General features: G+C 70.2%; 15 protein-coding genes and 1 pseudogene. 10 read left to right on the top strand and 6 right to left on the bottom strand.

What is annotated here, in order from left to right; genetic code table 11:
• Positions 1–134: 134 nt before the first annotated feature.
• From AB0O21_RS37750 to AB0O21_RS37740, 3 genes are all read left to right on the top strand, one after another.
• Positions 135–1076: a PhzF family phenazine biosynthesis isomerase gene (locus AB0O21_RS37750; protein ID WP_365179636.1), complete on the top strand. Its 942-nt coding sequence runs from the start codon at positions 135–137 to the stop codon at positions 1074–1076.
• A 172-nt stretch (positions 1077–1248) separates the two neighbouring features.
• Positions 1249–2019 carry a hypothetical protein gene (locus AB0O21_RS37745; protein ID WP_365179633.1) on the top strand — a complete coding sequence of 257 codons (771 nt, stop codon included), beginning with the start codon at positions 1249–1251 and terminating at the stop codon, positions 2017–2019.
• Positions 2020–2259: 240 nt separating this feature from the next.
• Positions 2260–2574 carry an Imm21 family immunity protein gene (locus AB0O21_RS37740; protein WP_365179630.1) on the top strand — a complete coding sequence of 105 codons (315 nt, stop codon included), beginning with the start codon at positions 2260–2262 and terminating at the stop codon, positions 2572–2574.
• On the opposite strand, the gene AB0O21_RS37735 is transcribed toward AB0O21_RS37740, so the two are convergent.
• Positions 2553–2966: a hypothetical protein gene (locus tag AB0O21_RS37735; protein ID WP_365179627.1), complete on the bottom strand. Its 414-nt coding sequence runs from the start codon at positions 2964–2966 to the stop codon at positions 2553–2555. The genes AB0O21_RS37740 and AB0O21_RS37735 overlap by 22 nt on opposite strands.
• A gap of 139 nt (positions 2967–3105) precedes the next feature.
• Here AB0O21_RS37735 and AB0O21_RS37730 point away from each other — a divergent pair, with 139 nt between their 5' ends.
• Together AB0O21_RS37730 and AB0O21_RS37725 are read left to right on the top strand one after the other, a co-directional pair.
• Positions 3106–4983: a hypothetical protein gene (locus AB0O21_RS37730; protein ID WP_365179624.1), complete on the top strand. Its 1878-nt coding sequence runs from the start codon at positions 3106–3108 to the stop codon at positions 4981–4983.
• Between the two features lie 146 nt (positions 4984–5129).
• Positions 5130–5852 (top strand): S1 RNA-binding domain-containing protein, encoded by a 723-nt coding sequence (locus AB0O21_RS37725; protein ID WP_365179621.1) that lies wholly within the window; start codon positions 5130–5132, stop codon positions 5850–5852.
• Between the two features lie 177 nt (positions 5853–6029).
• Here the strand turns inward: AB0O21_RS37725 and AB0O21_RS37720 are convergent, their stop codons facing one another.
• Positions 6030–6764: a dienelactone hydrolase family protein gene (locus AB0O21_RS37720; protein WP_365179618.1), complete on the bottom strand. Its 735-nt coding sequence runs from the start codon at positions 6762–6764 to the stop codon at positions 6030–6032.
• Between the two features lie 186 nt (positions 6765–6950).
• Here AB0O21_RS37720 and eno point away from each other — a divergent pair.
• Positions 6951–7465 (top strand): annotated as a pseudogene (gene eno / locus AB0O21_RS37715) (phosphopyruvate hydratase); the annotation flags it as partial.
• Positions 7466–7664: 199 nt separating this feature from the next.
• Here eno and AB0O21_RS37710 read toward each other — a convergent pair.
• Both AB0O21_RS37710 and AB0O21_RS37705 read right to left on the bottom strand, forming a co-directional pair.
• A complete protein-coding gene (locus tag AB0O21_RS37710) occupies positions 7665–8138 on the bottom strand; it encodes a hypothetical protein (protein ID WP_365179615.1) in 474 nt (157 codons plus the stop codon).
• Between the two features lie 52 nt (positions 8139–8190).
• A complete protein-coding gene (locus AB0O21_RS37705) occupies positions 8191–14244 on the bottom strand; it encodes an RHS repeat-associated core domain-containing protein (protein ID WP_365179612.1) in 6054 nt (2017 codons plus the stop codon).
• Between the two features lie 842 nt (positions 14245–15086).
• On the opposite strand from AB0O21_RS37705, the gene AB0O21_RS37700 reads away from it, so the two are divergent.
• From AB0O21_RS37700 to AB0O21_RS37690, 3 genes are all read left to right on the top strand, one after another.
• The gene (locus AB0O21_RS37700) at positions 15087–15473 is read left to right on the top strand and encodes a VOC family protein (protein ID WP_365179609.1); all 387 of its coding nucleotides are present in this window, start codon (positions 15087–15089) and stop codon (positions 15471–15473) included.
• A gap of 5 nt (positions 15474–15478) precedes the next feature.
• Positions 15479–15868 carry a VOC family protein gene (locus AB0O21_RS37695; RefSeq protein ID WP_365179607.1) on the top strand — a complete coding sequence of 130 codons (390 nt, stop codon included), beginning with the start codon at positions 15479–15481 and terminating at the stop codon, positions 15866–15868.
• A 66-nt stretch (positions 15869–15934) separates the two neighbouring features.
• Entirely contained in the window at positions 15935–16309 is a 375-nt protein-coding gene (locus AB0O21_RS37690; RefSeq protein ID WP_365179604.1) for an MmcQ/YjbR family DNA-binding protein, read from the top strand.
• Between the two features lie 8 nt (positions 16310–16317).
• Here the strand turns inward: AB0O21_RS37690 and AB0O21_RS37685 are convergent, their stop codons facing one another.
• Entirely contained in the window at positions 16318–17001 is a 684-nt protein-coding gene (locus AB0O21_RS37685) for a maleylpyruvate isomerase N-terminal domain-containing protein (RefSeq protein WP_365179602.1), read from the bottom strand.
• Between the two features lie 112 nt (positions 17002–17113).
• Between AB0O21_RS37685 and AB0O21_RS37680 the strand changes: the two genes are divergently transcribed.
• Positions 17114–17545: a VOC family protein gene (locus tag AB0O21_RS37680; RefSeq protein ID WP_365179599.1), complete on the top strand. Its 432-nt coding sequence runs from the start codon at positions 17114–17116 to the stop codon at positions 17543–17545.
• Between the two features lie 77 nt (positions 17546–17622).
• Here the strand turns inward: AB0O21_RS37680 and AB0O21_RS37675 are convergent, their stop codons facing one another.
• Positions 17623–18729: a hypothetical protein gene (locus AB0O21_RS37675; protein ID WP_365179597.1), complete on the bottom strand. Its 1107-nt coding sequence runs from the start codon at positions 18727–18729 to the stop codon at positions 17623–17625.
• Positions 18730–19508: the final 779 nt, after the last annotated feature.

Below are 19508 nucleotides of genomic sequence, written 5' to 3'. Positions count from 1 at the left end.
GCGCCGACGCACCCCCGTCCCGGCAGCGGGCTCGTCCGGGGCGGAGGCCGCCGGGACGGTTCAGGGCCGGGGAAGCGGTGCGTTGGTACGGTGCTTCGCGTGATGTTCGCCGTACGACGTCCCGGCCACCGCCGATGAGCGGGCTGCGCGCCCTGCCCGTGGCGATCGTCCGCGCGTGTCTGCGCCAGGGCGCGGGCGGGAGCCCCACCGCGGTGCTGTACGAGGCGCCGTTGAGTGACGACCAGCGCCGTCGCGTGCCCGTGCTGGCGGGAACCTCGCACGCCGTCTTCGTCGCGGTGGACGACTCCCGCCCCGGAGGCGAACCCGTCGTTTCGCTCCGCTTCTTCACGGCCGAGGGGGAACTGCCCGCGTGCGGCCACGGTACGGTCGCGGCCCTGGCCTTCCTGGCCGAGCGCGCCGGGGGCGATGAGTACCGCGCCACCCTCCACGCGTCGGGGCGTTCCTTCGCGGGCTGGTCCGTGCGGGTGGGGGCCCAGTTCCATGCCCGCTTCGAGGCCGGGACCGTCGACCTGCGCGAGCCCACCGGCGTCGAGTGCGGGCTCGTCCTGCCCGCGCTCGGCATCACCCCGGACATGCTCGCTCCGGGTGCGCGCGTCGCTTCGGTGGGGCGGTCGCGGTTGCTGGTTCCCGTGAGGTCGCGATCCGTACTCGTCGCCCTCGACCCGGACTTCGAACGTCTCCGTGCCGCCTGCGACCGCCTCGGCTTCCTGGGCTCCTTCGTCTACTGCGCGCCGATGCGCACGGGCCGCGTCGCGGTCGCGGTCACGGTCGCGGCCCGCATGTTCGCCCCGTCGATCGGCGTCCCGGAAGACATCGCCAACGCCAACAGCACCGCCTGCCTCGCCTCGCACCTGGCCGGTCAGGGCATCACCGACATCGCCGTCGACATGGGCGACTCCCTCGGCAGCCCCTCCACGATCACGGCCACGGCCACGGCGACGGCCACGGCTTCCTCTACCGCGACGCGACACGACCCCGCAGGCCGCCCGCTGGTGCACCTGGGAGGCACCGCCGAAGCCACCCGCGTCGTCCGCCTGGCTTCCCCCGTGGACTGACCACCGAGATCCACCTGGCGGTCGAGCCGGCCTTGCCCCGACGCCGGTGTCGCTCGTGGTCACGGCCGGGGCCGGACGGGAACTTCTCCACCCTTCCGCCCGTCATTTCCACGGGAGTTGCCGCAGACTCAACACCCGTCTCACTCTTCACCACCGAGGTCCGAGGAGATCCATGGTCGACACCGTCAACTCACTGGTCACGCGTCTTCACGAAGTGCAGGTGACGCTCCTGACCCATGGTTTCGCCGCAGCGGACACGAGGGGTCTCCACGACGTCGTCGCGCGCTCCACGGCGCTCGGCCCCGACGGCGCGTGGCTCGTCGCCGCGGGCCACTCGACCCTCGGCAGCCTGGCCTGCGTCGGCGGGCAGACCGACCAGGCCATCCACCACCTCGACGCCGCGGTGACGGCCGGGTACAACGACTGCGTGGCGCTCCACGTCGGCCCCATACGCCCGCTGCACCACGATCCCCGCTTTCAGGCCCTGTACGGGCGGATGCGCGTCACGCAGGCCGACCTCGACGAGTTCTTCTGGCTGCACCAGGAAATGCAGATCATGTCGAGGGACGCCCAGCAAGCGAGCGTCGACAACATCGGCCGTCTCGACACCGGGGTGTCGCCGCTTCCGCAGGCCCCCTTGCCGACCCGCGAACCGAACACCCCGGGCATCTTGATCACCCGCATCGAGCTCGCCTCGGTCCAGACCGCACTCCAGCAGGTCGCCTTGAAGGCGGAGTTCCAGCGCAGCTCCGGCAATACCAGCCTCAGTCTCATCGACGACTCGTGGGACTACGCCCGTGCCAGGCGCGACGCCTGGCACGCCGACGAGCTGGACTCCCACCGCCTGCAGGCCGCCTCGGCGCGGGCCTTCGTCGAACGCCCGGGCGCCGGCACCACGCTCGCCCCCTGCCCGCCGCTGGGCTCGATCACCTACCCGGCCTGACGTCCGGTTCCCGGCCTGCCACTGGTCCGCGGTGACGAGTCGCCCGACGACACCCCGCTGTCGGGCGGCCGCCACCGCGGCCCGCAGTCGTCCCCCGATCACGATCAGGGAGCTTGGTTCTGCTTCCTGGCCAACAGCTGAGCGCACAGGGTGTCGTACGCCCATCGCTCCCACGTGTCCACCGGCCACGCGCGGTCGCGGGTGAGGACCAGGAAGAGTTCCGGGCTCAGCAAGCCGTAGATGACGTCCGCCGCCTCTCCCGCGGCTGGTGCTGAGCGACGAGCCCGCCACCACCTGAGAGACCCGGCAACGCCCTGGGAGGGGTGCGGAGTCTGGGAGACCGACGGGCCAGCAGTTCTCATGGACTCGGCCGAGGCGGGCAGGGATCTCGGCGTGTCCTACCCCGACGGCAGAGGCCAACCGGCGGGAGCAGCGGTTCCCGTGCCCCCGGGGCGATGGGGTGTCCGTGCATTCCACAAGACTGACGAGTTCCCGTGGGTCGGCGTGGTCCAACTCCTTCCAGAAGCCGGTGTTCAGTCGGCAACCACATGTTGATACACGCCGACGGAACCCGAGCAGCCGAACACTCGATCCACCCACTGGTCCATCCGGGCCGCGAAGTCCGATGCCGAGACGATGTCCGAGGCAGGGAGGGAACCAGCCTCGTCGAGGCCGGCGATGAAGTCCACGTCACCCCAGCCGCCGCGGAACAGGACGACCGACAGTTCGGCCTCCGCCGAGCCGGAGAGGGTCAGACCGAGCGAGTCGGGGTCACGCACCCGCGCCCTGTCGGTCTCCAGAGGCTGAGGCCAGTCCGCCTGCGCGTCCCGCCAGGTCATTTGCCCCACCTCCAGGCCGGCCGACCTCCAGCGCTCGGCCCGGTCAGCCAGGATGGCGGCCGCCTCGTCAAGATCAATGACTCTGTCCACAACGGGATCATCCCTCATGGACCACTCCTGTCGTTTCCAGAACCCGACGGTACGTCCGGGACGGGTACGGCAGATCGGTACCCGCTCCCCCGTAGCCGCCGCTGTCAGTGGTGATCGCTAGGGTCGGCGTACTTGATCAGCTGAGGAGCGCGGACCCTTGAAATCTCCGGCCGAACTGGACGACGTGCCGTGGCACGCCCTGACCCATGCCTACGGCTCCGCCGAGGACGTGCCCGCGTTGATCCGGGCGCTCTACGACGATGACGAGGAGACCACGGGCGAGGCGGTCTACGAGCTCTACGGCAACATCCACCACCAAGGCTCGGTCTACCCGGCCTCGGCACCCGCCGTCCCCTTCCTCGCCCACGCCGTCCACCACGCCCCGGGCAGGCGCGACGAGTTGCTGATGCTGCTCGCCACCCTCGCCGACCACGACCCCGCGGACCTCGAGTCGCCGCGCTGGCCCGGCAGCTCGATCGCCGCGATCTGCGCGGAGCTCGCCGGGGTCCTTCCTGACCTGCTCCCCTGCCTTGGGGATGCCGAGCGCGGGGTGCGCCGTGCGGCGTTGCGCGTGGTGGCGGCCGCGGCCGGGCTGCTCCCGGCCGAAGTGGGCTCCTCCGTCGCGAGCCGGCTCGACGAGCTGTACGCCACCGACCCCGTCCCGGCGGTACGGGCGGACGCGATGGTCGTGCTGGCCCTGCTCGGCCGCGAAGTGGTGGAGGCGGGACTCGACAGCCCGCTGCCCGAGGTCAGGCTGGCCGCGGCCATGCTCGCCGCCGAGCGCTCCGGGCCACCGTACGCGGCTCAGCTGGTGGAGGTCTTCGCGGAGGACGCCGCCGAGCCCGACCCGGGGGACGACGGCTTCCCGTGGCCGGGCACCGCCTCGCAGGAGACGCACCTCACGCACCTGCTCACCTCGGAACCGGACGCCGGCCTTACCGTGGCGGCCCGCTGGATCGCGGCCGGGGACCTCCACGCACGCGGCTCCTGGCTCGCCCGGGAGATCGTGGAGACCTGGCGCGACCGAGAGCCGGAGGTCCTGGATCTGCTGCTCGCCGCCCTGCCCCCGCACGAGGGGACCCGTACGCTCGCCCACACCCTGTCCACCATCGCCTCCTGGATCGAGTACCTGCCCGAGCCGCGCGCCGAACTCCGGGACGCGCTCTACGGCCACGCACGGGCCGAGGGAGAGAGTGCTGCCCCCGCCCTCCTCGCCCTGGTGCGCTCCCGCGACCCGCGCGCCCTCGAACTGGTGCTGCGCCGTCCCGACGCCCCCGCACTGCGGGCAGCCTCCCGGTCGTTCCCCGAGGCGGGCGAGCTGCTCATACCCGTGATCCGCCGCGAACTGGCGGCCGGAGCCGCCGGGAACGCGGCCGGCGAACTGGTCGGCGCCCTGGACCCGTTCGGGGTCGCCGCCCGCCAGGCCCAGCCCGAACTGCTCGACTGCCTCCGCACCCGCCTCGCGCCCGTGGCCGCCGCCCGCCGGCTCGGGCTCAACGGCATCGCGACGCCCGAGACCACCGCCCTGCTGCGCGAGGCTGCGCGGAGCACCGACGGCGCCCTCAGTACCGCGGCAGCCGTGGCCCTCCACCGGCTGACCGGCGAGGCCGAGCCGGCGCTTCGTACCTTCGAGGGGCTGCTCCGCGGCCCCGGCCAGGGCCCGGTCCACTGGAACCTGAGCAGCCTCACACCGCTCGGCAAGGCCGCCGCCCCGCTGCTGCCGTCCGTCGAGGTGCTGCTGACGGCCCGGCACGACTGGACCCGGATGGCGGCCGCCGAAGCCCTCCACGCCCTCACCGGCTCGCCGGACCGCGCCGTCCCCGTCCTCGCGGAGCTGGTCTCCCCCTCCCCCGTCGGCCTCAGCGCCCTCAGGGCGCTCGCCGCCATCGGCGAGGTCCCCGAAGACCTCCGCCCCACGCTCCGCGCCTTCGCCTTCTCCCCGCTCCGCCTGCTCAGCGACCTTCCCTTCAACGAGGACGTCCACGCGGACGAGGAACTCCGCACCCTGGCGTGGAGCCTCCTGACCGCCGGGTAGGCAGCCCGCCGGCGCCCCGTGAGAGGCTGGGCGGCATGGGAGCGGCATCGGACGATCAGCGTGCTCGGGAGTTCCTGGCGGGGCTTCACGTCGGCGACGTGTGCGGCGGGACCATCGCAAGGGTCACGCGGCCGGATGGGGTGGCGGTGACCCTCGACGGATTCTCCGGGCGCCCGCTGGGAATCGTGTGGCCGTCGGACGTCTCCTGGCGCGGGGAGCGGGCCACGGCCGTGAAGGTCGGCCGGCGGATCACCGGCGAGGTGACCGACATTGATCTCGACAAAGGCCGAGCCCGACTGTCGATGACCGCCACCGAGGACCCGGAGCTCTGGGCGTTCCTGCGATCACGTCACCGCGGCGAGATCCTTTCCGGTACGGTCGCGGCGATCGAGCGGTTCGGCGTCTTCGTGTCGCTGGACGACGGCCCTGCCCACCCGGTCCTCCCCGGCGTCGGATTCATCACCGTCCCCGAGCTGTCCTGGCACCACGTGGACTCGGTATCGGACGTCGTCCAGGTCGGGCAGCACGTCACATGCGAGTTCCTCCAGTTCGACGACTGGAACGGCGAAGCCCGGCTGTCCTTGCGAGCACTGCGGCCGGACCCGTTCGCGGCGTTCGCCGAAGGAACTCGTGTGGGCCGGATCCTGCCGGTGCAGGTCACCAGGCTGGTTCCGTTCGGCGCCTTCGTGCGGGTCGCCGACGGGATCGAGGGGCTGGTCCACGTCCGGGAGCTCGCCCGGACACCGGTGGAGACTCCGGAGGAGGTCGTACGGGTTGGGGATGACGTCACGGTCGTCATCACCGGGATCGACGTGCAACGACGCAGGCTGACGCTCTCCCTGCGTCAGACCTCACCTGACCTGCCGTAACCCCACCCCCTCAGGGGCACGGTGACCTTCTAGAGCGCGACACAGAGGCGTCCGCGCCGGAGCGCGGCCGACTACGGTGGATCACTGGTCGGTCTCGATGCAGGTGCCTCCCCAGGCGGCATTCGCCAAGGGAGGCACAGAGGCGTGTACTTCAGGCTTGGTCTCCGAGCCTGAGCCTCAGCTGTCGCCCAGGGTGCGGCCCAAGAGAGGGAGCAGGTGGTCCCAGTGGCGCTTCAGCCCGGATGGGCTGAAAGCGTCGGTATCGGACATGGTGAAGCCGTGGATGGTGCCGGGGTAGATCTCGGAGGTGTAGCTGACACCTGCCGCGTCCAGGGCCTGGTTGAGCTCGCCGAGCGCCTCTGGGGTCATGTCGCCTTCGGCGTGGCCGAGGTGGACCTGGGCGGTGAGCTTGGAGAGGAGGGCGGGCCCGTCGGCGCCCACGGGGCCATGGAACGCGGCGACGGCGGCCACCTGGCCGGGGTGGGCCGCGGCGGTGCGCATCGCCAGGAGGCCGCCTATGCAGTAGCCGGTCACCGCGAGCGGACCGGCGCCTACCTCTGGCTGGGTAGTGAGGAACCTGATGTAGGCGTCGGCATCGCGCAGGACACGTTCGGCGGTGTGCGCCTTGAGCAGAGGCATCACCTGGGCCATGACCTGGGGCCGGGCCTCTTCTCCGATGTGCTCGGGAAGTTCGATCACCGGTGTCGGGCCATGCCGGTAGAAGAAGTTGGGGACGAGCACGTAGTACCCGTGCCCGGCCAGTTCGCGGGCCATCTCCCGCAGCACGGGCCGGATGCCGAAGCCGTCCGCGTACATCAGCACCCCCGGGTGCTGCTCGCCGTGGTCGGGGAAGGCAGCGAACGCATCGGCCCGGCCGTCCGCGGTGGGAATCTGCAACGTCTTGGTGGGCATGAACTCTCCTGTCGTGGTTGATGTGTCGAGCCTCTGATCAACACGACGGAGGCGGAGCCCGCGCAGCAGCGCAGGCTCCCCGTTCGAGCAGCGGGCCCGCACTGGCCCGTACGGTGCTCAGGAGAGCACCGGGTCACCAATCCGTGTGTGGCGCAATGCCGTCCCGGTAGTCATCCACACAACTTAATGCACAGCCGTGATCATCCGGTGCTACAACACGACTCCCGGGGTCGGCACCCGGTCGTCGCCGGCCGCGCCCTAAGGCGCGCGGCCGTCCCTCCGGTACCTCCACCGGTGCCCGGGAGGCCGTGGAACTGCGCGACGGGGACTCGGCTCGCTGGCACGGCAAGGGCGTCGACCGTGCGGTGGCCCACGTCAACGGGGAGATCGCCGCGGCCGTGCGCGGCCGGGACGCTGCGGACCAGGCGGGTCTCGACGCCGCGCTGGTCGCCCTCGACGGCACGGCCACGAAGTCCCGGCTCGGCGCCAACGCGATCCTCGGCGTCTCCCTCGGCGGCGCCGACCCCCACCTCCTGCCGCTGCCAATGATGAACATCATCAACGGCGGCGCCCACGCCGACAATCCGCCGGGTTTCCAGGAGTTCGTGATCGCGCCCGTGGGCGCGGACACCTTCGCCGAAGCCGTCCGCATGGGCAGCGAGGTCTTCCACACCCTGCGCCGCGACCTGCTGGCCGCTGGCTGGGCGACTCGGCACGCTACGCCGGCCGCTCCGCACTGCGTCGGGCGTCGGGCGTGACCAGCGGGCAGAGCTGACCGAGGGGGCCGCGTCCGGGGGCGTACATCACCCCCGGACGCGGCCCCCTCGGTCCCGTCGGCCATGCCCTGGCGGCGGAGCGGCACTCCGGGTGGAGTGCCCTTCCGCCCCCGACCGCCCCGCGTCAGGGAGTGCAGCGGTCGGGGTCGTCCTTCATGAACTCGGAACGGCTGACGACTTTCGTCTCACTCCCCTGCTTGACCAGCACCTGGCCCGCCGTCAGCCCTTCGAGCTGGCCCGCGGTGAATGCGACTTTCCCATCCAGCCCACGCCCGCCCACGGCCCCGTAGACGGTCAGCGTGTATGTTCCGCCGCCTTTCAGGTCGGACAGTGTGGTCGACGTGGTCCGCCACCCCGGCGGCGTCGCGAACAATTCGATGCTGGGCAATGACCCCCTCATCACTTCGTTGCTGACTGCCCACCGCTGGAGATCCGCGGATCCGCCTCCCTTGCGGAAAACGGAGAAATCAAGCGCATCGTAATCCGAGCAGGGAGCGATGAGGACACGGACCGATCCCGTCTCGGTCCGTTCAACGGCCAGCAGCCCCTTGGGAGTCGGTGTGCACGCGACTGCCGCCGATATCGCAGCCGACAGCACAACTCCCACCTTCAGGCGCCGCAGTAGAGTCGCCGAGCCCATGTTCTCCCTTTCAGAGGGTTGGTGCCACGCCCGGCGGATTCACCTGCGTGGGATACCACTTGAGATAGCCACCCCACCACAGATTCGCGCCGAGTTCGAAGCGGTTGGCGTGCGCCGGAGTACCGACTTTGTATTCAGACATCCCGACTTCTGCGAAATAGGCCAATGCGAAGTGCTTGGCATCCGCAGCCGCGGCCCACTGCCTCGAGTGAATGGCTTCGTGGCGCTCCAGATCGGGGCCGAACTCCTCGGCGGTCGCCTTGCCTGCGACTGCCGTGATCCGATCACGCCTTTCAGCTTCGTTCGTGAGCCGCTCGATGAAGTCCGCCCTGTCGCCCGGATAGAAATGTACGTCGCCCACTGTAATCGGCTGGTCCCCGGCCGGGGAGTGCCCGAAGCACACATACTGCTCGGCGCGCATCGTGCAGCTCGAGGCCACGCCCGCATAGCCGGCCGCGATCTCGTTGGCACCGTTCAGGGCGTTGCCCGCGTTGTACGGACGGCTGAGGATCGTTCCGGCCGAGACCTCCGTCATGCATGCGGCTCTGATGTCGTTCAGCTTGCAGTCGAACGGCTTCTGGGGCACGGGCGGCGGCGTCACCTGCACCGATCCGAGCGGAAACGTGGGCAGCGGGCTCCCGCTGGGCGGTCCGCAGATGTACTTGCCGAGGAGGCATCCAGAGCCGGGAGGGGTCACGGTTCCTCCGACGGCACCGGAGTTCCTCTTCGCCTGGCCACCCGGGGTGAGCTTGGGCGGCCCGGGCACGTGTCCCGGTGTGGTGTTCTCGTGGTCCGGGGTCGGCCGGGTCGGGCAGTCAATCTCGGCGCACAGGCCCGTGGGGTCGGAGGTGGTGACGGGGCTGTTCTTGGCGTAGCTGTAGGCGTTCAGTCCCTGTGAGGAGTCGAGGACCATCACAGGGTCGACGCTGAGGAACGTTCCGGTGCGGGGATCGTATTCGCGGGCGCCGAGGTGGGTGAGTCCTGTGGCCTGGTCCTTGGTTCCGTCGACGAAGCCGCGTTCGCCGGGCCAGGCGGCCGGCGCGGGGCCCCTGTCTTCACCGAAGGGCTTGGTGGCGCGGCGCTGGACCTGGAGGGTGGTGGCGTCGATGGCGGTGGTGCCGGTGTTGTGGTGGTCGCTAGCGACGTAGGAGAGCTTGCCGTCCGAGGTGCGGACGATCGTCAGGCCGCCGGAGGTCGGATAGTAGCGGGCGCCGCTCACCGTGTTGGTGGTGGTGTTGAGGGTGACCTCGGTGGAGCCGAGGTAGAGGGTGGTCTTGCCCGGGTCCTTGCGGAGCAGGCGGTTGCCGGCCGCGTCGTAGACGTACGTGGAGGTTCCCGCGGCGGAGGTTGCCGAGGCGAGTCTGCCCTCGGGGTTCCACGTGAGGGTCTGGGTGGCGCCGGCGGCGTCGGGGCGGGTGCGGGTGTTGCCGGTCTCGTCGTAGGTGATGGTGCCGGTGACGGACGGGCTGGTGCCGGTCTTCCTGGTGGTGGAGGTCGGGGCGTGCGGGCGCGGGGCGCCCGGGGCCGGGAAGGTGTTCGTGGTCGTGGTGGTCTTGGCCGCGTCGCCCGCGGGGTCGTGGTCGGTGGAGGAGGTCCGGTTGCCGGTCACGTCGTAACTGAAGGACTGGCGGTAGGGGGCCGGTCCGCCGATCTGGCCGGGCTGGGGTGCGGTGTTCGTGCAGTTGCCGATGCCGGGGACCGACGGGCCGGGCTTGGTCGTGGTGGTGCCCGTGTCCGTCCAGGCCTCGGTGAGGCGGCGCAGGTAGTCGTACGTGAAGCACTGCGTGTCGCGGGCCGCGCCCTGCACGGTCGCGCGGGAGGTGACGTCGCCGGCCGGCGTGTAGGTGTAGTCGGTGATGTCGACCGGAGTGGTCGAGTCCTGCTTGTCCAGCTGGGTGCGCAGGAGGCGGCCCGAGGCCTGGTCGCGGACGTTGGTGAAGCTCACCTGCTTCGGCATGTCGCCCAGCGTCGTGCGCTGTACCGCTCCGAACTCGTCGTAGTCGGTCCAGTTGACGTAGTCGGTGGTGCTGCTGCCGAGCGAGACGGGCAGCCCGTCGGCGTTCCGGCCGGTGTAGAGGGTTTCCTTGGCCAGGCCGCCGGCCGCAGGCACCACCATGACGTCGGGCAGGCCCGTGATGGGGTCGTAGGCGACGGAGGTGGAGTAGGTGGTGCTGAGCGCGCCTTCTCCCGCCGGGACCGTCAGTTTGGTCCCGGTCGGCCGGTAGCCGGTGTCGTAGCCGGTGGTCTCCTGGCGCCATGCCTTGCCGTCCACCCAGCTGGTGGAGGCCGTGGCCTGGCCGAGGACCAGGGTGTCGTACTCGTAGGTGGCCAGCTTGGTGCCGCCCGCCGTGCCGAGGTTGCGTGAGGTGGGGCGGCCGAGGACGTCGTACGTGGTGACGGTGGTGATGCCGCGGGCGTCCGTGGTCGTGACGGGGCGGTCGGCGGCGTCGAAGGCGGTCGTCGCCGTGCCCTTGTCCGGGTCCACGGCTCGGATCTGACGGCCGTGGAGGTCGTACTCGTATGTCCAGGTGTTGGAGGCCGCGTCGGTGAGACGGGTCAGCTTTCCGGTGGTGTCGTACGTGTAGCCGGTGGCGTCGTAGGCGCCCTCGGGCTTGGTGCCCTTGTACTCGCGCCGCTCGACCGTGCGGCCGCGCGCGTCGGTGATCACACTGCTGGGCGCCGCGCCGGGGGGCGGGGTGGTGTCGGTGCGGTCGGCGCCGGGGTAGGCCGTGGTGGTGCGCCACTGTTCCTGCGCCTTGGCGGAGAACACCGTGGCGACGGCGCGGCTGGTGCCGTCGTAGAGCGTGGTGCTCTGCCCGGGGACCGTGTTCTCGTCCGCGATGAACCGGGTCTTCACCGGGGCGGAGGTGGCGTTGGAGTAGGTCTCGTTGGTCTTGAACGCGCGGCCGAGGCTGTCGTAGAAGGTGTCCTTGATCAGGCGGGTGTTCGCGGCGTTGTTCCGCGGGGCCGATTGGACCTGGACCTGGCGCCCGAGGGCGTCGAGGATGCTGATGGAGGTGGCGTACGACTCGTCGGACCGGAGTGTCTGGGTGGTGACGGAGCTGGTGCCGGTGTCGGTGAGGTCGTACGTGTACAGCGTGTTCGCGCTCTCGCTGCGTGCGCGGCCGGGCGACCAGACCGAGGTGGTCCGGCCGAGGGCGTCGTAGGCCACCTCGGTGGTGCGGTCGTTCTGGTCCACCGTCTTGACCGTGCTGCCGCGCAGCGGGTCGAGGGTGGAGGTGGTGGTCCAGTCCTTGGCGTTGGTGATCTTGACAGTGGTCGGGCGGGTGCCCGAGGCCGGTTCGTAGGCGGTGGTGGTCTTCGCTCCCGCGGCGTCGGTGGAGCTGGTGACGCGGCCGTAGGGGTCGTAGGTCGCTGCAGAGTTGAGCGTGTACTTGGGCTGGCCGGCCTCGAAGCGGTCGAGTTCCTCCGTGCTGGTGACCTGGCCGGGCCCGTTCAGGGTGCCGTGGGGCTGGCCGTCGTAGTACGTGCGGTTGCGGGCGAGGGTGTTCGCCTCGGTCGCGGCGGCGGTGCAGTCACCGCTCTGGAACTGGACGCTCTCGGATGTGCGGTCGAGCATCCAGGTGGCGGTGTTGCGGGCGTAGGAGGGGACGGTGCAGGTGTCGGGGAGGCCGTCCGCACGGTCCAGGGTCCACAGGGCCATGCCGTAGGTCTCGTCGTACTTGGTGGTCTGCGACGTGGCCTGCCAGGTCTTGTCCGCGCGCAGGGCCTTGGTCTGGGTGGCCCCCGTGCTCTGCATCTGCGCCGTGAGCGCGGGGAGCTTCGTGCCGCGGCCGTGGGTGGCGGTGGTCTTGGAGAGCCACGGCTCGTTCTTGGACGTGGAGATCAGCTCGCCGCCGTCGGAGGCGAAGGCCTGGCTCTCCCTGACGGTGCCGGCGAGCGGGTTGGAGTCCGTGCGGGTGCTCCCGTCGATGCCGGCGAAGGTGGCGGTCCGCTTGCTGCCGTCCGCCTTGAAGTCGCCGTCCATGCCGCGCAGGTAGAAGGTGGCGGACTTGGAGACCACGTCGGGGGCGGTGCCGGAGCGGGTGATGACCTGCTCGTAGCCGCGGAACTGGTTCCAGCTGCGGTACTTGTCCTCGGTCAGTTCCTCGTCGTCACGGTGCCAGGCGGCGGGCCCGACGTACTCGTAGCGGACCTCTTGCGGGCGGGAGCCGCCGAAGGGGTCGATCAGTGTGACGCGGTTGACGACGTACTTGTGGAACCAGTCCAGGGTCGGGTCGTTCGGGCTCTTGTAGTCCGGGTTCCAGTAGACCGGGTAGCAGCGCTTGGTGTTGGAGTCCTGGGCCGAGGGCAGACCGGCACCCGGCGTGCAGTCCGGGTCCGCGTAGCCGATGTCGGTTGTCTGACCGGTCTCGGATTTGATCTTGACGATACGGAGCCGGTTCATCGCGGGCCGGTTGTCGGAACTGGAGTCGACGCGGTTGTTCAGGCGGCTGCCGTAGAAGAGGACGGGCTTGGTGGCGAGCGTGGTCGAGCCCTGGTACCCGGTATGGGTGATCGAGGCGAGCCACAGGGCACGGGCCGTCTGGTCGTACGGGTCCGGGAACTGGTGGGTGAGCGCGTAGGAGTCGACGTTGTCGTAGCCCCCGGTGGCGTTCAGGACCTGAGTGGCGATCTGCGTGAGGCGCTTCCTGGTCCAGAACGTCGCGGAGTAGTTCTCGCAGGTCCCGGTGGCGCCGCAGTTCTGGTCGAAGGGGACGTCCGGCCACTTGGTGGCGGCGTTGTCCTTGGTCAGCTTGTCCGCCGCGCAGTCGAACGCGGCGTCCGGAATGCAGCGCTCGGAGGTCGTGAAGATCACCTGCGCGGACGGCTTGACGGTGTCCGCGTCGGCCAGCTTCGAACCGTAGGTGATCTTGGAAAGGGTGCCGCCCCGGATGTACTGGGTGAGGGTGCCCTCGGGGCTGGCGGCCGAGACCCCGCGCTTGTAGTAGTTCGTCTCGGTGTCGTACCAGTGGGTGGTCACGCCGCCGAGCGGATCGACGACGAAGTCGAGGTTCCAGCGCCAGGCCTGCTGGCACCAGGACGCGGCGAAGGTGGACTGGTGGCAGGCCTCGCCGCTGTTGTTGCCGTAGACGGGGGTGGTCCAGGCCGAGTTGGTGGCCGGGGCGGTGGAGCTGCCGGGCTTGCGGCCGACACCGAAGTAGTACTGCGTGCCGTCGGTGGTGGTGATCTTCCAGTACTCGCCGTTGTTGTCGCCGTTGGTGGCGCCGGTCAGCTTCTCGACCTTCGAGGCGTCGTCGCCTTCCAGCCGCCAGGTACCCGACGTGTCGTCGCGGACCAGGGTGGAGGACTTCCCGTTCAGCGACATCGTCGCGTTCTCGCCGGCCAGGCACTGCTCGCTCGAGTCGGCCTGGCCGTCCTTGGCACAGGGCTTGAAACGGCGCTCGACGAAGCCGGGCGAGTAGTCCCAACCCTCACCGATCCAGGACGCCTGGTTGTTGGTGGCGGCCGTGCGGCCGTCGATCGACTGCGAGCTGTAGGAGAGGGAGATGCCGGGCTTGCTGCCGCCGAGCCCCTCGGGCACGTTGATCGGGTACGACCAGGCGAAGCCGCCCGTGCTGCCGCCGTGACTCCACGAGCCGGACGGGGCCAGGCTGGTCGCCCGGTAGTCACCCGCGCTGCCGGCAGGGGCCGCGGACACCGCGAGGACCGTCGCCCCCTCCGAAGCCGCGCTCACGCGTGCGCCCTCCGCGGCGGATCCGGCCTTGAGGGCCACCTCCGCGCTGAGCAGGCCCGCCCGGTCACCGTCCCGGACCGTGGTCACGGGTGTCTGCGTACGGCACTCCGCTCTCTCGGGAGTGGTCAGCGCGCACTCCGGCAGCGCGACCAGGCGGGCCCGGGACAACCAGTCACCGCCGAAGGCGCCCTCGATGTGCGACACGTCCACCGAAACCCTGACCGGACCACCCGCAACCGCTCCCCCGGCCGGACGAACGGCCAGCAGCAGGCCCTTGACCCCGGCCTTCTCGGCGGCAGCCCTGTCCGCGAGCCGGACGGCGGCCTTGCCCGAGCGCGGAGCACCCTTGGCCGACGCCGGCCTCACCCAGACAGGAGCAGCGCCCGCCCGGCTCGGGTCGGCGACGGGAGCCGCCGGAACACCGGCAGGCGCAGGCGCCGTGAAGAGCGAACCACGCGGAGCCGCGGGAGCCGGAGCCCCCAGATCCACCTCGGCCTGGGCAGCCGGCGGCCAGTACACATCCTTCGGACGCCAGGAGGCGGCACCGCCACCGCGACCCACCGGGGCGGGCGCCTCGGCCTTCGGAGCGTTCTTGCCCCGCACCGAGTCCGTCTTGGGCAGGGCCCCGGGCGACCACCGGCGCGGATCCTTGAGTTTCCACTCCGCGGCCTCGGCCGGCACGACGCCCAAGAGCAGCGCAAACGCCACGGCAATTGCCAGGGCGAAATAGTGCCACGATGCGACATCTCGTCTCATCGCGCGAAATTCAGGCGGTACCGGCACGGCATTCCCCCCATGGTCGCCGAGTGGATCAATTGGCCTGGGAGCCTAGCCTGTTGGCCAAAAGTAAAAGCTGATGCAATTCGGACAAGGCGTACCCCACCAGCTCTCTCGTGCCCCAAGGATGTCCGAAAACCGTTCACCGCCCCGCGCGATGGCTTAATTCCATCAGTAAATTGATCACGATTATGCGAATAAGACGCGCGGAATCCCTGGATCCAGATTCACGTCCGCCGCGACCTGGAACAAAGGGTCAAAAGAGCGCACGCGGCACGCCATGCGTGTGAAAGTCCTACAGGTCACCCCATATAGGACGCGATCTGTCCTATATGGAAGCCATGCTTCCGCTAGGACTTCTCGGGGCACCGCTTGTGCCCATGAGGAGGTCCACCCTCATGTTCACGTTTCCCCGTCAAGGAGTGATCCTCATGAAGCCTCCCGCCATCTCCCCCTGCCTGGGCGTCTCCGACACCCAGGCGACCGTCGACTTCTACGAGAAGCTCGGCTTCACCGCCCTGCCCGCCGGCAACGACCCGAACGACGACCTGCGCATCCTGCTCTTCGACGGCGAGTTCGCGCTCATGGTCTACCGCGACGAGCACCTGCGCGGCTGGCTGCCCGTTCTGAAGGACACCCCGGTCGGCGCGTTCGGCATGTTCTACCTGGCCGTCGACGACTTCGACTCCTACGTGGAGCGCATCCGGCCGCTGGTCACGATCCAGAAGGACACCCTGGAGCACCAGGGCCAGAAGATCTTCTACTTCACCGACCCCAACGGCTACGTCATCGGCGTCACCCAGAAGCGGACCTGGTGACGGCCATGGCGGAGAACACCAACGAGCCCGCCGCGGGCGTGGTGAAGTGCGCGGCCTTCTGGGGGCGTGACGGAAAGGCGCTCGCCGCCTTCTACGCCGCCGCCCTGGGCTGGGAGGTCACCCAGACCTACGGCGAGGCCGCCGCGATGATCAGTGACGGCACGACGCGGTACGTCTTCTACACCGCCGAGTCCTTCAAGGCCCCCGACTGGCCCGCGGACGAGCTCGTCTTCCATCTCGACCTCGCCTTCCGTGACGTCGCGGCGGCCGAGGAACGCCTCATCGGTCTCGGCGCCACCAAGCCCGCCCATCAGCCGGGCGGCAAGCACTGGACCGTACTGCTCGACCCCTCCGGCCAGCCGTTCTGCATCAGCGCCGCCGGCAAGGACGGGTGAAACACCGAACCCGGACGAGTACCGCTGAACCCGGCCCCCACGCCGGGTGGCCCGAAGGAATCGACCATGACCCCCGAAGAAATCGCGGAGCTCGCCCTCTCGTTGCCCGAGGTGACGGAGGAAGATCCGTACGGTCCCCACAGACCCGTCTTCAAGGTCGGCGGCCGCATCTTCGCCATGCTCGCGGAGGCCACCAGGACCCACCCCGACCAGGTGACCGTCAAGTGTGAGCCCCCTCTCGCACTGCACCTGTGCGAACAGCACTCGGCGGTACGCCCGTGGCACCAGGGGCGCAGGTGGCACTGGCTCACCGTGCGCCTGGATGAGGACTCGGTGCCCGACGAAGAGCTCAGCAACTTGCTCCACCACTCATGGGAGTGCGTGGTGGCCGGCCTGCCCGCCGCCACCCGCGAACGGCTGCGGAGCATCTTGTCGGCATAGTGGCCGTGTCAGCCAAGGGCCAGCCATCGGATGCCGAGCTGTTTGATCTGCGCGGTCTCCGATACGTCCAACGGCTCGCGGCCGGTGGCCTTGCGCAGGAAGTGCGGCCGACTCCAACCCAATGTGGCGGCGGCCGCCATCTGGTCCGTGCCGAGAAGCAGCTCCGTCACGGCGTCACCGGCCGACGGGGTCAGCCAGGGCTCGCGGCCGAGTGCATCGGCCAGGTCGAGGCCGTGGACGGCGACTTCGACGACTCGGGTGAGCAGAAACTCCGACAGGAGCATGGCGTCACCGTGGCGCGTCCGCACGGCACGGCCGGCCGGCTGGCGCCGGCACAGCCGGTCGGCTCGCTGCCATATCGCGGCGAACTGGGCGGCGAAGGCGGAGCCGTCGGCTGACTCCGCCGCCCGGTCCTGAGCCAGGGCGATCCGGGCACTGTTGGTCCGGGGTGAGAAGCGGTCGTCCGGACGGTAGTACTCCGCCGCGGAAACCTCGGCCTCACCCGGTGGTGGCGCGTCCAGCATGCCCGGAAGCCAGTCGATCACGACGCACACATGCCCGAGCAGGTCGCGTACGGTCCAGGGGGTGCAGCGCGTCGGGAGGTTCCACTCGGCCTCGGAGAGTCTTGCGACGGCATCCGTGAGCGCCGCGGATTCCAGACGGAAGGCTTCGAGTACACGGTCTTGATTCACGCCGGCGACGTTACCAACCGGGCAGGAGCGGGCGCCTGGTTGGCCGGTCGGCCGGTTCCGGCACCACAGGCGCGTCGGTGCTCCCGACAGGGCACCTTGGTAAGGTGCGCCGATGTCCTCCTCGATCAAGCAGTTCCAAGTCACCTTCGACTGCGCGGAACCTGAGCGTCTCGCGCGCTTCTGGTGCGAGGTGTTGGGGTACGTCGTACCGCCGCCACCCAAGGGGTTTGCCACGTGGGACGATTTCAACCGCTCACTGCCGGCTGAGCAGCAGGACGCGTGGTTTGCCTGTGTTGATCCTTCAGGTGTGGGCCCCCGCCTGTACTTCCAGCGCGTCCCCGAAGGGAAGGCCGCCAAGAACCGCCTGCATCTCGACGTGCGGGTCGGCACCGGACTCGTGGGGGAAGAACGCCTCGCCGCACTCGAAGCCGAGTGCGCACGACTGCTCCCGCTCGGCGCGGTACACGTGCGGACGCTGTATGACGGCAACGATGCGTGCATCCCGATGCTGGACATCGAGGGCAACGAGTTCTGCATCGACTGATGCCCCGAGCCGACGAGGTAACGCTCCGCCGCCGTTGGACCTCTCGGGCCGTATGGAGCGGGACGGCTGTCGGCGCCTCACTCCGGCTGGTTTTCTGGGCCCACGAAGTCGGGGCTGGTGTGGCTCGGGTGGGAGCTCGGAGCGGGATCGGAGCTTGAGCCGCGGGAGGTGAAGTCCGGACCGCTGTAGCCGAGGTTCGGTATGCGGCGGGGGGCGCGGGAAGATCCGTCCGCCCCCGGAGAGACCGGGTCGGCGAGGGCTTCGCTCAGGAACGGCACGATGCCCCGTTCCAGCAGGGCGTTCAGCCAGGCTTCCCTGGCACGGGCAACCTGGTCGTCGATCGGTTCGCCGTCGAGCGCGGCCCCCGGCGCGGGTTGGTCGCTGCTGTTGCGCAGGGCAGTGACCACCAGGCCGACCACACATACGACGACCGCGGCCACGGCCACGGCCACGAACAGCCAACCCGCGGCGAACACGGTCCGGCTGGGCCCCGACTCGCCGCCGGTCTTCTCGAGGACGAGGCCGATGAGGAAGAACACCACGGCAGCGGTTCCCGAGAGGACTGGGGCGAGGACGGCGAAGACTGTGAACAACCCGGCTCCGGCCGCTTCGGCCGCTTCCAGGGCCGGTGTTTCACTGCCGGTCGGACGCGTGCGGGCGGCCGTCGGCGACTCGGGCGTACGCAGTGCCCCCGCCGCCGTCGGTACCTCCGGACGTACCCTCAGGCCCAGCAGCGCTGCCAGCAGGCGGCGGCCGTAGGACATCCCGGCCCACCGCGACGCAGCGACCCCGTCGCCGATCCGGCGGCTCCCCGGTTCTCCGGCACCCAGGACGGCCGCGCCGAACCGCCGGCCCAGACCTGCCTGTCCAGGGTGGTCGGTGGCCTCCCGGGCGGGGGCGGCCGCCGAACGCGAGGACGAATGCACCGTGTCCGATGACCGGCGCGGGGAGAACTCCGCGTATCGGCGTTCTTCGCGGACCTTCACATAGTGGTCGTACTCGGCCGCTGCGGCCGCCGTGAGGAGTGCGGTGGCGCTGAGCGCCATGGTGCGCAATTGCTCGGCCGTGAGCCGTTCGCCCAGGGCGGCCAGTTCCGGACGCTCGGGGGCGGTGCGCAATGCCTCGTCGAGGATCCGCTCGTACTCCTGGCGGTCCTCGCTCAGCAGGTGCGGAGCGCTCCTCACGGCCCCTCCTCCCCGATCGCCGGTCGCTGCGGCCATCGTGGCGCGCCATGGCCATCGAAGCCAGGTCCCGTTCCGTCCGCGCTCGCGGCAGCCGGCCTGGGGGCAGGCATCGGTCGCGCGCGGAGCGGGGGACCTTCCGTGGAGAGGGGAGGCCGGGCCGGGGCGGCGGGGGATACGGAGGGTTCCGTCCGGGGCGTGGCGGCGGACGGAACCCCCGCCGCGGAAACGGGGGCTCCTGCGGTGCCGGGGCCGCCCGCAACACCCACGTTCACGGCACCGGCTCCCGCACCCGCATCGGCACCGGCAGGCGATTCCGCCCCGGCCTCCGCGACCGCCTCCGCCGTCCCAGCCGGCTGCTGGCCGCCCGTCAGCGCCTCGTTCACCGTCTGGATACGACTGAGTTGGGTGAGCAGTATGGGCGCCGACATTCCGACGACGAGGGCGGCGTACTCACCGCTGATCTGTCCCGTGGTGCCGAACAGCACCGCGGCCCCGGCGCCCATCACGCTGTGCAGGGCGGCCGCGACGGTGTCGACGGCAGGATCGAAGTACGTACGGAACTGCGGGGGCACCCCTTGTGCCGCCCCTTCGGCGAGCAACTGCCGATGAACGCGACGATCGGCCTGCCAGGACACGAATCGGGTGTACAGGTCCAAGAGACCGCGCAGCAGACCACCCGCCGCCCCTAGGGCGTGTCTTCAAAGGGGTCTGAGCCAGAGGAACAGGGACGCGATGGTGACGGCTGCCTGGTAGGACTCGCGGGTTTTGTCGTAGCGAGT

Origin of the sequence: Streptomyces sp. NPDC091371 (genome assembly GCF_040684275.1) — a bacterium.
In the GTDB taxonomy this organism is placed as follows: Bacteria; Actinomycetota; Actinomycetes; order Streptomycetales; family Streptomycetaceae; genus Streptomyces.
This window is presented reverse-complemented; position numbering and strand designations above follow the sequence as displayed.

Excerpts from the sequence above, each read along its gene's own strand:
- AB0O21_RS37750 (WP_365179636.1), top strand. The coding sequence starts at position 135 with ATGAGCGGGCTGCGCGCCCTGCCCGTGGCGATCGTCCGCGCGTGTCTG.
- AB0O21_RS37745 (WP_365179633.1), top strand. The coding sequence starts at position 1,249 with ATGGTCGACACCGTCAACTCACTGGTCACGCGTCTTCACGAAGTGCAG.
- AB0O21_RS37740 (WP_365179630.1), top strand. The coding sequence starts at position 2,260 with ATGACGTCCGCCGCCTCTCCCGCGGCTGGTGCTGAGCGACGAGCCCGC.
- AB0O21_RS37735 (WP_365179627.1), bottom strand. The coding sequence starts at position 2,966 with ATGAGGGATGATCCCGTTGTGGACAGAGTCATTGATCTTGACGAGGCG.
- AB0O21_RS37720 (WP_365179618.1), bottom strand. The coding sequence starts at position 6,764 with ATGCCCACCAAGACGTTGCAGATTCCCACCGCGGACGGCCGGGCCGAT.
- AB0O21_RS37700 (WP_365179609.1), top strand. The coding sequence starts at position 15,087 with ATGAAGCCTCCCGCCATCTCCCCCTGCCTGGGCGTCTCCGACACCCAG.
- AB0O21_RS37695 (WP_365179607.1), top strand. The coding sequence starts at position 15,479 with ATGGCGGAGAACACCAACGAGCCCGCCGCGGGCGTGGTGAAGTGCGCG.
- AB0O21_RS37690 (WP_365179604.1), top strand. The coding sequence starts at position 15,935 with ATGACCCCCGAAGAAATCGCGGAGCTCGCCCTCTCGTTGCCCGAGGTG.
- AB0O21_RS37680 (WP_365179599.1), top strand. The coding sequence starts at position 17,114 with ATGTCCTCCTCGATCAAGCAGTTCCAAGTCACCTTCGACTGCGCGGAA.